We start from the raw sequence: 12,596 nt of genomic DNA on the forward strand, positions 1-12,596 counted from the left end.
AAAACCCCGGCGATTGCGCGCCAGGGCTTTTGTTTAACAACGCAGACTCAATGACCGCCGAGATAAGCGTTACGCACTTCTTCATTCACCAGCAGCTCCTTGCCGGTGCCTGTGAGGCGAATCTCACCGTTGACCATCACGTACGCCCGGTCCGACAACCTGAGGGCGTGGTTGGCGTTCTGCTCCACCAGGAAGATCGTCATGCCGGTCTTGGCCAGCTCCCGCAGGGTCGCGAAGATCTGTTTCACCACAATCGGCGCCAACCCCAGGCTCGGCTCGTCAAGCAACAGCAACTTGGGCCGGCTCATCAACGCACGTGCGATGGCGAGCATTTGCTGTTCGCCACCGGACATGGTCATCGCCCGCTGGGTGCGCCGCTCTTCAAGTCGCGGGAACAACTCGAACATGCGTTGCATGTCTTCCTTGGCGTACTTGTCACCGATGGGAATGGTGCCCATCAGCAGGTTTTCCTCGACGGTCATGTCGGGGAACACCCGCCGGCCTTCCGGCGATTGTGCGATGCCATTGGACGCGATGTAGTGCGATGACTTGTGCGTAATGTCCACGCCCTGATAGATGATCTGCCCGTCAGCCGCGCGTGGCTGGCCGAAGATCGACATCAGCAGGGTCGACTTGCCCGCACCGTTGGAGCCGATCAGGCTGACCGTTTCACCTTCATTGATGTGCAGAGAGACTTTCTTCAGGGCCTGGATCGGCCCGTAAAACACATCCAGTTCCTTGAGTTCGAGGATGGGTTGCGTCATACCACTTCCTCCTCGTCAGCACCCAGGTAGGCTGCAATCACTTTCGGGTCGTTACGGATAGCGTCGGGACCGCCCTCGGCGATGACGATGCCGTGGTCCAGCACCACGATGTGGTCGGAAATACTCATTACCATGCCCATGTCGTGTTCGATCAGCACCACGGTCAGATCGTGCTCGTCACGCAGCAGCCGGATCATCGCGCTCAGCGCTTCGGTTTCCTGAGGGTTGAGGCCGGCGGCCGGTTCGTCGAGGCAGATGATCTGCGGACGGGTACACATGGCCCGGGCAATTTCCAGACGGCGCTGTTGGCCGTAGGACAGTTCACCGGCCAGGCGGTTGGCGCAATCCACCAGGTCCACCACTTCCAGCCAGTAGAAGGCGTGGTCCAGTGCATCGCTTTCAGCCTTGCGGTAGCCCTTGGTATTGAGGATGCCCGCCAGCATGCTGCGGTTGACCCACATGTGCTGGGCCACCAGCAGGTTTTCCAGCACCGACATTTCCTTGAACAGGCGAATGTTCTGGAAGGTCCGCGCCAAACCGGCACGGTTCACCAGGTGGGTGCCGCCGAATGCCTTGTAGAACAGCCGACTGGCGAAGGATTTCGGCGAAACGAAATCGGTCGGTTTGAACGATTCGCCCAGTAATTTGATGACGTTGGTCTGTTGCCCACGGATGTTGAGTTCGATCTTGCCGCCCGAGGCCTTGTAGAACCCGGTCAGGCAGTTGAACACCGTGGTCTTGCCGGCGCCGTTGGGGCCGATCAGGGCGAAGATCGAGTTGCGGTGCACTTTCAGGCTGACATCGCTCAGCGCCTTGATGCCGCCAAAGTGCATCATCAGCTTCTCGACCGAGAGTACGACTTCGCTCATGGCGCTACTCCTTTACGCGGGGTCACACCGGTACGGCTGATCCGAATCAGGCCGCGCGGTCGCCAGATCATCATCAACACCATCAGGATGCCGAACAGCAGTACGCGGTATTCCGCGAAGCCTCGCAGCAGTTCCGGGGCGACAGTCAGCACGAAGGCTGCAATCACCACGCCGATGGTCGAGCCCATGCCGCCGAGTACCACGATGGCAAGGATCAGGGCCGATTCGAAGAAGGTAAACGACGTCGGGTTGACGAAACCCTGGTAGGTGGCAAAGAACACGCCAGCCAGGCCTGCCGTCGATGCGCCGATGGTGAACGCAGAGAGCTTCACCAGCACGTGGTTCAGGCCCATGGAGCGGCAGGCGATTTCGTCTTCACGCAAGGCTTCCCAGGCCCGGCCGACGGGCATGCGGGTCAAGCGATGCTTGATGTACAACACGGCCAGCACAACCATGAACAACACGGCGTAAATGAAGTAATACTTCACGTCCGGGTTGTAGGCGATGCCGAAGTACTCGTGGAATGGCACGCCACCGTCTTTCGCCCGCTTGCCGAATTCCAGACCGAAGAACGTTGGCAGCGGGGCCGCCATGCCGTTCGGACCACCGGTAAACGACAGCCAGTTGTTGAGGATCAAGCGGATGATTTCACCGAAGCCCAGGGTCACGATCGCCAGGTAGTCAYCGTGCAGACGCAACACCGGGAAGCCGAGGATGCAGCCGGCAAGACCGGCGGTAATTGCCGCCAGCGGCAGCACCGTCCAGAAGCCCAGGCCGAGATACTGGTAACCAAGCGCCAGGCCATAGGCGCCGATGGCGTAGAACGCCACGTAACCCAGGTCGAGCAGGCCGGCCAGGCCGACCACGATGTTCAGGCCCAAACCTAGCAGCACGTAGATCAACCCAAGGATGACCACGCCCAACAGGTAGGAGTTGGAGAAAAACGGAAACACCACGGCAATGACGATCATCAGCGGGATGATCCAGCGCAACCGGGATTTGTAATCGGGCGGCAGCACATGAACCCCGGAGCCGGTGGTTTCAAACCCTTCGAGGATTCTCAGGCCCTTGGGGGTTTGCAGGAACAGGCTCAGGGCGAAGCGACCGGCCATGACGATGGCAACAATCCAGGCCACTCGGGTCGTTTCCAGGTTGAAACCGTAGCCATCGAGTACGACACCGACTATCGGCCCGAACACGATCAGGGCAATGAGGCCGGCAAGAATCGCGTCAACCAGACTTTTTTTGATATCAATGGTTTTTTTAGTGGTTGAAGACATCGCTTACACCTTCGACACAAGAGGACGGCCGAGCAGGCCTTGAGGCCGAAAGACCAGAACGAGAACCAGCAACGAGAAGCTGAAAACGTCTTTGTAGTCGGAGTTGACCAGACCGGAAAACAGCGACTCGGAAATCCCGAGAATGATCCCGCCAAGCATCGCCCCAGGCAGAGAGCCGATCCCGCCGAGTACAGCAGCGGTGAACGCCTTGATCCCGATGATGAAGCCGGCATAGAAGTCGAATGTGCCGTAGTTCATGGTGATCAGCACGCCGGCCAGGGCCGCCATCGCCGCACCGATGATGAACACGTAGGAAATCACCCGATCGGTATTGATCCCCAGGATCGAAGCCATCTTGCGGTCTTGCTGGGTGGCGCGGCACATGCGGCCGAGCTTGGTGTACTTGATGATGTAGGTGAGCAGGGCCATCCCGGCAAACGCTGCGACCAGGATGAAGACCTTGGTGTAGGTCAACTGCACAAAACCCGAGCCGATATCGACGCGCCAGGCACCCGTCAGCAAGGTGGGAACACCCTGTTGCTTCGCACCCTGGGCGATCTGTGCATAGTTTTGCAGGATCAGCGAAATACCGATGGCGCTGATCAGCGGTGCAAGTCGGGTGGAGTTACGCAGGGGTTTGTAGGCGACGCGCTCGATGACCCAGCCATACACCGCCGTGACGACGATGGTGAAGATCAATGTGCCGAGCATCAGCAGCGGGAAAGATTCGATACCGAAGTAAGCCAGCAGAGCCAGACTGATTGCCGCCAGGTAAGCAGAAATCATGTAAACCTCGCCGTGGGCGAAGTTGATCATGCCGATGATGCCATAGACCATTGTGTAGCCGATGGCGATCAGGCCATAGACCGACCCGAGGGTCAGGCCGTTGACCAGTTGCTGCAGGAAAATACCATCCATAACGCAATCTCACGCAATGAGAACCTGCACACCTGTGGGTGTGCGGTTCTTCTAGAAAAATACAGATGTACGTCGGAGCGATTTCAGACACGATCAGTCAGGCCACCACCGCCCCCTGTAGGAGCTGGCTTGCCAGCGATAGCGGATGAACATTCGACAAAGTTGTCGCCTTTCAGTCCGTCATCGCGAGCAGGCTCGCTCCCACATAGAGCAACTGTGGGGGTCAGCTGATCGAGTCAGCCCTTACTTCTGTTTTTCCAGCTGGTGGTATTTGCCGTCCTTGTCCCACTGGTAAACCACGTAGTCGGACACTTTCAGGTCGCCCTTGCCGTCCCAGGTCTTCTCGCCCATGACGGTTTTGACCGGGTTTTTCTTCAGCCACGCAGCCGCTTCTTCGCCCTTGTTGGACTTGGCGCCATTGAAGGCTGCAGCCAGCGCCTGTACCGAAGCGTAAGCGTACAGGGTGTAGCCTTCAGGCTCGGTACCGGCCTTGCGGAATGCGTCTACCACGGCCTTGCTTTCTGGCAGCAGGCGTGGGTCGGCGCCGAAGGTCATCAGCACGCCGTCGACGAATTGCGGACCGCCAGCGGTGGTCACCAGTTCGTCGGTCACGATGCCGTCATCGGACATGAATTTGACGTCTTTCAGACCTTGTTCACGCAGTTGACGAACCAGAGGACCGGCTTCCGGGTGCAGGCCACCGAAGTAGACGACATCGGCGCCAGCGCCGCGAATTTTGGTCACGATGGTGCTGAAGTCTTTTTCGCCACGGGTCAGGCCTTCATACAGCACTGGTGTTACGCCGCGCTTGACCAGTTGAGCCTTGGTGGCATCTGCCAGGCCTTGGCCGTAGGTGTCCTTGTCGTGCAGCACGACAACTTTCTTGCCCTTGAGCACGTCGACGATGTAGTCACCGGCCACGATGCCTTGCTGGTCATCGCGCCCGCACATACGGAACATGGCGCTCAGGCCACGCTCGGTAACGGCCGGGTTGGTGGAACCCGGGGTGATTGCGATGATGCCCGCTTCGTCGTAGATCTCGGATGCCGGGATGGTCGACGAGGAGCAGAAGTGACCGACCACGCCAGCGACTTTCTGGTTGGTCAGGTCCTTGGCGACCGTCACAGCCTGTTTCGGTTCGCAGGCGTCATCGCCCTTGACCAGTACGATTTTTTCCCCGTTTACGCCACCCGACGCGTTGACTGCGTCTGCTGCAGCCTGTGCACCCTTCATGTACTGCTCGCCAAATGCTGCGTTGGCGCCTGTCATCGGACCCGCCACACCGATTTTCACATCAGCTTGTGCAAACGCAGAAACACCCAACGCAGCTGCCACTGCGAGGGCCAGAAAGCCTTTCTTGTAAAACGTCTGGGACATGAGGTGGTGCTCCAAGGTTTTTTTTTAGTTGGCACTGCGATTTCTCTGAATGCTCAGAGCAAGGGCCGTGCCATCGGTTTTTTATTCTGAAAAAAGTCGCTGCCTTATTGTTTTTTCGACAATTTCGATCCCATTTTCATTGGGCGTGCAACCGTCTAAACCGCGGAAGGTGAAACCATTTATTTTTAAAGGCGCAACCCGCATGCGCCATCATTGCAACCGCGGCGTCAAACGACGTGCAACCAGCCTGTAACACCGTTCGTCACCGAAGTGCACACTGCTGGTGCGGGACTGCTACAACCCGCACCATCACAGGCTAGACGCTGCGCCGAAAAACGCCGCTTCCAGCAACAAATTTCAACAATCAGATAACGATCCGCAGGCACTGGCCTGCGTGATACAGCGAAAACCCGGCCTCGTACAAACAGCTGCGCAGCCCTACCCCCGCCAATGGCTGCATGGGGGCAAAAGGTATCGGCAGTGCTTGAGGATTTCCGTTACACAAATAATCGGCAAAGGCTTTGCCGACTACTGTTCCTGTCGTCACACCTCGACCGTTGTAACCGGTGACTGCCACTAAACCGGGCGCCGGTTCGAACAGACGCATCAAATGATCGGGGGTGAACGCAATCCGCCCGGTCCAGGTGCATTCCCACTCCACCGGTTTGAGGTAGGGAAAATAGTGCTGCTGAACACGGTCGGCCCATGCCTTGAGGAACCAGGCCGGCTTCTGATTGCCATTACCGAGACTGCCGAGTAACAGTCGCCCGTCCTTGTCGCGACGAATGCTGCTGAGAACCTGGCGGGTGTCCCAGGAACCCTGGCCGCCGGGCAAAATCTGTTTCGCCGCGTCTTCGGTCAGCGGGACCGACGCCACTTGGTAGTAGTAACCGGGAAAGAAGTTGCGCCGCAGTTCCGTCCAGTCGCCTTCGGTGTAAGCGTTGGAAGCAATCACGACTTTCTCGGYCATGACCGAACCCTGAACGGTTTGCACCGACCAGCGTTGGCCCTGACGTTCGAGCCGGGTGACCGGGGAATGGTCGAACAGTTGGCCGCCCAGACCGATGGCCGCTTTGGCCAGCCCGGTGGTATAGCCCATCGGATTGAGGGTGCCAGCACGTCTATCGAGCAACGCTGCGGCGATTTTTTTAGTGCCCGTCGCCTGCTCGCAGGCGTGGCCGGTCAATAGCTCGACCGGCGCTCCGCGACGTTTCCATTGTTCTTCACGACTGCGCAAATCCGCTTCGCCACGGGCGTTATGCGCCATGTGCAGCGTGCCTTCGCGGCGTAACTGGCAATCGATGTTGTATTTGTCCACAAGGCTGAACACCAGGGAAGGTGCCGCGCCGAGCATGCGATTGAGCTGACTGCCCACCGCTTCGCCGAATCCGGCTTCGATGTCGTCCGGTGCGATCCACATGCCGGCATTGACCAAGCCGACATTGCGCCCCGAGCCACCATGGCCGGCGCGATGAGCTTCCAGTACACACACCGATTTACCTTGTTCCAGCAGATGCACCGCCGCCGACAGACCGGTGAAACCGGCACCGATGACGCAGACATCGACTGTCACTTCACCCTTGAGCGCCGCGTTGTCGGGCCTTTGCGGCGTCAGTTTTTCCCACAGACACTCTTCGCGTAACGGCATTGCACGCTCCTGTCGGAGCAGCTAAAAGCCCCAAGCTTCAAGCCGCAAGCCAGTTTGCTTGCAGCTTGAGGCTTGAAGCTTGGCGCTGCTTAATCGAATGTAATACCCTGAGCCAACGGCAGCTCCAACGAGTAGTTCACAGTGTTGGTCTGGCGACGCATGTACCCGCGCCATGCATCGGAGCCCGATTCACGACCACCGCCGGTTTCTTTCTCGCCACCAAACGCACCTCCGATTTCTGCGCCACTCGGGCCGATGTTGACGTTGGCGATGCCGCAGTCACTGCCCACCGCCGACATGAATTGCTCGGCTTCACGTACATCGGTAGTGAAGATGCAGGACGACAGGCCTTGTGGCACGGCGTTGTTCAGGCGCAGGGCTTCGTCGAAATCCTTGTAGCCGATCACGTACAGAATCGGTGCGAAGGTTTCGTGGCACACCACCTCGCTCTGCTCCGGCATTTCAACAATGGCCGGCGCGACGTAGTAAGCATTAGGAAATTTGTCTTCCAGTTGGCGCTTGCCACCGAATACGCGACCGCCTTCGCTCAAGGCCTGCTCCAGCGCGTCCTGCATGTTTTCGAAACTTTGTTTGTCGATCAGCGGGCCGATCAGGTTGCCTTCCAGCGGATGGCCGATGCGCACTTTGGAATAGGCGGCTTTCAGGCGGGTGACGATCTCTTCCTTCACCGATTCGTGCGCGATCAGGCGACGCAGCGTGGTGCAACGCTGACCGGCGGTGCCGACGGCGCTGAACAGGATGGCGCGAACGGCCATGTCCAGGTCGGCGCTTGGGCCGAGGATCATGGCGTTGTTGCCGCCCAGCTCCAGAATGCTACGGGCGAAACGCGCGGCAATTTTCGGCGCCACTTCGCGGCCCATGCGGGTGCTGCCGGTGGCGCTGATCAGTGCGACACGCGGGTCATCGACCAGCGCTTCGCCGGCATCGCGGCCGCCGATGATCACCTGGCTCAGGTGTGGCGGGGCATCGCTGAAGTATTTCAGAACGCGGTCGAACAGCGCCTGGCAGGCCAGCGCGGTCAGTGGGGTTTTCTCCGACGGCTTCCAGATCACCGGGTTACCGCACACCAGCGCCAGCGTGGTGTTCCAGGCCCAGACTGCGACCGGGAAGTTGAACGCACTGATGACGCCGACGACGCCCAGTGGGTGCCAGGTTTCGCGCATGTGGTGGCCAGGACGCTCGGAAGCGATGGTCAAGCCATACAACTGACGGGACAGGCCGACAGCGAAATCGCAGATGTCGATCATTTCCTGAACTTCACCCAAGCCTTCCTGGGTGATCTTGCCAGCTTCCCAGGACACCAACTCGCCGAGGTCGGCCTTGTATTCACGCAGGATGTCGCCCAGTTGGCGCACCAGTTCGCCACGGCGCGGCGCAGGGACCTTGCGCCACAGTTCGAACGCATGATCGGCACGACTGATGTGCTGCTCGACTTCAGCAGCTCCTTCCCAATTTACGGCAGCGATCTGGCTGCCATCGATTGGCGAATGCACCGGCACTTTGCCGTTCTGGTACAGGGCCGGGTTTACACCAAGACGATCAAGCAATGCGGCAACCATAGGTTACTCCTCAAGCAAAAAACACAAAGGGTGCAGCCGGAATCATCACGGCTGATCAGACCTGTAGTTTTAGCTCCCCGGAGGTTACCCAACAAACGACGATTAAGAGAGATATCATTCCGTTTATTCATGCTGCGAATTGCTGGTAAGAAAGAAACAAGAAAAAGGACAACCCATGCTGAATAAACGCTACCTGCCGTCGATCACAGCCCTGCAGTGTTTCGAGGCCGTAACCCGGCATTTGAGCTTCACCCGGGCCGCCGAAGAGCTGAACCTGACCCAGAGCGCCGTCAGTAAACAGGTCGCGCAACTTGAAGAATTGTTGCAACACTTGTTGTTCCGCCGCGTGCGCCGACGCCTGCAAATGACCCCGGCTGGTGATTTGTACCTGGTGGAAGTCCGAAAAATCCTCACCCAGGTCGAAATGTCGACCCATTACCTGCGCTCCTACGGCGGTGAAACCGAAGTCTTACGTGTTTCGACCCCACCGACTTTCGGCGCGCGCTGGCTGGTGCCCCGCCTGAAAGGCTGGCGCGTGCGTCATCCGTCGATCCATCTGGACCTGTGCAGCGAGCAGGAAGCCGACGATTTACTGCAAGGTCGCAGCGATCTGGCGTTCTACTTCGGCCAGGGCTCACGGCCCGGCACCGAATGCCTGAAGCTGTTTGGCGAAGAATTGGTGCCGGTTTGCGCACCGGGCAGCCTGCCCGGCACGCCGTTCACCGACCCGACGCAACTCACCGACCTGGTCCTGCTGCAAAACGCCTCCCGCCCCCAGGCCTGGCACGACTGGTTCGACAGTCAGGGCTACCACACCGAGCACAGCTACCACGGCCCGCGTTTTGAAACTTTTTACATGTGCATTCGCGCTGCTCAGGTCGGCTGCGGCGTGGCGCTGTTACCAAGGTTTCTGGTGGAAGAGGAATTGGCGGACGGCAAACTGGTCATACCGTGGAAGCACGCGATGCCCAGCACGGATGCCTATTACCTGGCGTATCCCGAGCATTCGGCGGAAGTGCCGAAGGTGCGGGATTTTGTGAAGTGGATGCTGGAACAGATTGATAGTCCGGATGGATCGCAATGTTGAGCCTTGGAAGGGAGTTAGCCTTGTAGCCATGGGGCACCGATTTCCAAGATCATTGTCCGCCTCACGAAATAACAAAGAGCCCGTCAATAACGCTGGTTTGCGCAAGACGTCCGCGCAGATCATCGTCAATGACGGGATCATCCATGCTGTATAGCCGTACCTTGCGATATGCATCGATTCGATTGATCTCCTGCCCCAGATATTCCCAAACCACGCGCGAACACGCGGGAGTGCGATGGTCCGCAGCAGAAACGCCCATTTTCAAGCCATTGAGTCGAGTAATGCAGCTTTTGAAGCTAGGAATAAGGATGGTTTGGCTGATTTCGTTGGACGTCAGCGATTCGTAATCAATGAGAAACAAACGATCCTGTAAGTGGTAGGCAACGCCCACATACCGATACTGCTCATACCCTTCCACGCCGACTATTTGTAAACGCTCATTTCGCTCGTACACGAAGTGTTGGTCTTCTTCATACATATACACCAGAGCGCAAATAATAGAACCAGGCTCCGTCATGGCATGGTAATACTCATAGTAGTACCCCGTGTAGGCTTTTAGTTGCAATGTGGATTTTTGCCGCAGGTGTTCAAGTATTCGTTCCGGTGCTGACACCTCCCGGGGAGGAATGACCAGCCTTGTCTTGCCACCAATAAGTTTGACAAATTGATCTGTCGGCAACCCAATTTCGAATTCCTCCACTCCAAAAAAATCACAAATCCGCTTCAAGTTAAAAGCTGTGGGAATACTATTCCCGCACAGGTATTTATTAAATTGCCCACGATTAATCCGAAGTTTCCTACAGACTTCAGCGACAGATCGGTAGTGACTACACAGCAGCCTTAAGTTAGCAGGTAGAAAATCTCGCATATTAATCCATCAAAACAGCGTCAGAAGGCGCAACCATAGCAGCTACTCGCATCACATTTAAGCAAGTTGCGAAATTGCGCATATTGATAGATGACTTGATATTACGGGGCCTGAAGGATTTCAGGATTTCGTACACCCTCGATTCGCCAGCACTCTTAAAACAGCAAGGAGCTTTGAATGCTTGACGTCATCAATGACTTTCTCTCTGGAAAGGTTTTGACACCTTTGGTTCTTGGACTTGGAACCTACTTCACCATCCGGTCACGATTTGTACAGCTTCGCTACTTCGTACACATGTTTTCTGTGTTACGTGGCAGTTCGCACACTGGCAACAACCACTTGAGTTCATTGCAGGCATTGACGCTCAGCTTGGCCGGACGGGTTGGAACCGGCAATATTGTGGGCGTCGGCATTGCCTTGAGCATGGGCGGACCCGGTGCAGTGTTCTGGATGTGGATGACCGCTCTTTTGGGGATGTCGAGCAGCTTTTTCGAATGCTCACTGGGCCAACTCTACAAGCGCTGCGATGCAAACGGTCAATATCGAGGGGGGCCGTCCTGGTACATCCAGCATGGTCTCGGCAAACGCTGGCTCGGTGTGGTTGCTGCACTCCTGCTGCTGGTGACTTTCGGGTTTGCCATCAATGGCCTTGAGTCTCATGCCGTATCGCACTCTCTCAACAATGCCCTTGGTTTATCGACGACGTGGTCCGGATTCACGCTGTCGTTGTTGTTGGGCATAGTGTTCGTGGGCGGTATAAAGCGAATCGCGGCGGTAGCCGATCTATTGGTTCCCCTTAAAGTTATCGCCTACATCGGCGTGACGCTTTACGTCATCGTGTTGCAAATCGACCAGGTCCCCGGCGTGCTGATCAGTATTGTGAAAAGCGCTTTCGGACTGGATCAGGCGTTTGGCGGGCTCATCGGCACTGCAATCATCATGGGGGTCAGGCGCGGTGTGTTCTCCAATGAAGCAGGCCTGGGCAGTGCGCCTAACGTCGCATCCACGGCGAAGATCTCCCATCCGGTGGCACAAGGCGTGGTGCAGGCGTTCAGCGTCTTCATCGATACCATCGTTATTTGCACCTGTACTGCGCTGATCATTTTGCTTTCCGGTTTTTATGCACCCGGTTTCGAAGGCGATGGCATTGCGCTGGCACAAAATTCGCTGGCTGCGGTGGTAGGTGATTGGGGCCGGATGTTTATCAGCGTGGTACTTGCACTGTTTGTGTTCACGGCAATGCTTTACAACTACTACCTGGGAGAAAACAGCTTACGGTTTATCATTGCCACCCCTCGTAAATCATTAATTGCGTACCGCGCATTAGTATTGATGCTGGTCTTTTGGGGTTCGGTCGAAGACCTCTCAACGGTGCTTGCTTTTGCCGACATCACCATGACACTGCTGGCCCTGGTCAACCTGATAGCGATGACATTGCTATTCAAAGTCTGCATGCGAATTCTGGGCGATTACGATGAACAACGTCGTGATGGCAACAAAACGCCCATTTTTGACTCAAGCAAGTTCAGCGATCTAGATCTCGATTTGAGGGCTTGGCCTGCGCTGACAGCTCCTCTTCCACCAATGAATCCTGCATGTGTGGATCGACCCATAGCTAAAGCACAGGTCGCGTAAATCCCGAATGAACTCTGAACCATTGCGCTCCTGCGATGGTTCAGCCCTTAAGCAACGCATTCGCACCATCATCATCATTAATAAAAACTACCCGCGCCCTCAACACACAAGCGCGTTAAAGGAGTTCGTCTGTGAATCGCTATCAACCTCTTAAAGCCAGCGCATCAAACAATCCAACTTTCTATATAGACACACATGCTGCACCGCACCTGTTATTTGAAGATGCTTGCTACAGAATACGCGCCGCCACCAGCCTTTTAGAGGCGCTAACTTCCGTAACTGTTAAGCATACTAATGATGCTGACTTTTTCCGCCTGATACTTCCTGCCTATTTATTGCTACAGGACGGTGTCGACGCGCTGGACCAAATCACATTTAAAGGACTGTAAAGCATGACCGGATCAGTGACCCATGAAATGATCAAGGCAGCAATGATCAAGGCAATTGAAATAGGGCTTGTTCCTCGTCACCCTTATCTTGATGGCTATGTAAAAAGTTGGGAGAGCCTAGCACTCGTCATCCAGGCGGCGCTTGAAGCAACGCCCAGTAATTGATGAACCATCGGCGTTT

At 56.6% G+C, this 12,596-nt stretch carries 12 protein-coding genes; 4 read left to right on the plus strand and 8 right to left on the minus strand.

The features are described from left to right. Positions 1 to 47: 47 nt before the first annotated feature. The 7 genes from AC1DSG_RS00270 to amaB all read right to left on the minus strand — a co-directional run bounded on the left by AC1DSG_RS00270 (position 48) and on the right by amaB (position 8,436). Positions 48 to 764 carry an ABC transporter ATP-binding protein gene (locus AC1DSG_RS00270; RefSeq protein WP_477789085.1) on the minus strand — a complete coding sequence of 239 codons (717 nt, stop codon included), beginning with the start codon at positions 762 to 764 and terminating at the stop codon, positions 48 to 50. Continuing rightward, complete coding sequence (locus AC1DSG_RS00275) at positions 761 to 1,633, minus strand: ABC transporter ATP-binding protein (RefSeq protein WP_007947539.1); 873 nt, start codon at positions 1,631 to 1,633, stop codon at positions 761 to 763. Before AC1DSG_RS00275 ends, AC1DSG_RS00270 begins: the two co-directional genes overlap by 4 nt. Further along, on the minus strand, positions 1,630 to 2,913 hold the full coding sequence (livM, locus tag AC1DSG_RS00280; protein ID WP_477789086.1) for a high-affinity branched-chain amino acid ABC transporter permease LivM: 1,284 nt from the start codon (positions 2,911 to 2,913) through the stop codon (positions 1,630 to 1,632). Before livM ends, AC1DSG_RS00275 begins: the two co-directional genes overlap by 4 nt. A 3-nt stretch (positions 2,914 to 2,916) precedes the next feature. After that, positions 2,917 to 3,831 (minus strand): ABC transporter permease subunit, encoded by a 915-nt coding sequence (locus AC1DSG_RS00285; protein ID WP_007947537.1) that lies wholly within the window; start codon positions 3,829 to 3,831, stop codon positions 2,917 to 2,919. A gap of 243 nt (positions 3,832 to 4,074) precedes the next feature. Continuing rightward, the gene (locus AC1DSG_RS00290; RefSeq protein WP_310351617.1) at positions 4,075 to 5,208 is read right to left on the minus strand and encodes a branched-chain amino acid ABC transporter substrate-binding protein; all 1,134 of its coding nucleotides are present in this window, start codon (positions 5,206 to 5,208) and stop codon (positions 4,075 to 4,077) included. Between the two features lie 364 nt (positions 5,209 to 5,572). Then, a complete protein-coding gene (amaA, locus tag AC1DSG_RS00295; protein WP_477789087.1) occupies positions 5,573 to 6,856 on the minus strand; it encodes an L-pipecolate oxidase in 1,284 nt (427 codons plus the stop codon). 89 nt (positions 6,857 to 6,945) lie between these two features. Then, on the minus strand, positions 6,946 to 8,436 hold the full coding sequence (gene amaB / locus AC1DSG_RS00300; protein ID WP_477789088.1) for an L-piperidine-6-carboxylate dehydrogenase: 1,491 nt from the start codon (positions 8,434 to 8,436) through the stop codon (positions 6,946 to 6,948). A 175-nt stretch (positions 8,437 to 8,611) separates the two neighbouring features. On the opposite strand from amaB, the gene AC1DSG_RS00305 reads away from it, so the two are divergent. Further along, complete coding sequence (locus tag AC1DSG_RS00305; protein WP_477789089.1) at positions 8,612 to 9,523, plus strand: LysR family transcriptional regulator; 912 nt, start codon at positions 8,612 to 8,614, stop codon at positions 9,521 to 9,523. A gap of 61 nt (positions 9,524 to 9,584) precedes the next feature. Here the strand turns inward: AC1DSG_RS00305 and AC1DSG_RS00310 are convergent, their stop codons facing one another. Continuing rightward, positions 9,585 to 10,391, minus strand: coding sequence for a helix-turn-helix domain-containing protein (locus AC1DSG_RS00310; RefSeq protein ID WP_477789090.1), 807 nt, complete (start codon positions 10,389 to 10,391; stop codon positions 9,585 to 9,587). 177 nt (positions 10,392 to 10,568) lie between these two features. Between AC1DSG_RS00310 and AC1DSG_RS00315 the strand changes: the two genes are divergently transcribed. From AC1DSG_RS00315 to AC1DSG_RS00325, 3 genes are all read left to right on the plus strand, one after another. Continuing rightward, positions 10,569 to 12,026: an alanine/glycine:cation symporter family protein gene (locus AC1DSG_RS00315; RefSeq protein WP_477789091.1), complete on the plus strand. Its 1,458-nt coding sequence runs from the start codon at positions 10,569 to 10,571 to the stop codon at positions 12,024 to 12,026. 131 nt (positions 12,027 to 12,157) lie between these two features. Next, positions 12,158 to 12,415: a hypothetical protein gene (locus tag AC1DSG_RS00320; RefSeq protein ID WP_477789092.1), complete on the plus strand. Its 258-nt coding sequence runs from the start codon at positions 12,158 to 12,160 to the stop codon at positions 12,413 to 12,415. 3 nt (positions 12,416 to 12,418) lie between these two features. Further along, entirely contained in the window at positions 12,419 to 12,580 is a 162-nt protein-coding gene (locus tag AC1DSG_RS00325; RefSeq protein WP_477789093.1) for a hypothetical protein, read from the plus strand. The last annotated feature ends 16 nt before the right edge of the window (positions 12,581 to 12,596 follow it).

It is taken from the genome of Pseudomonas sp. P5_A12 (assembly GCF_056400685.1).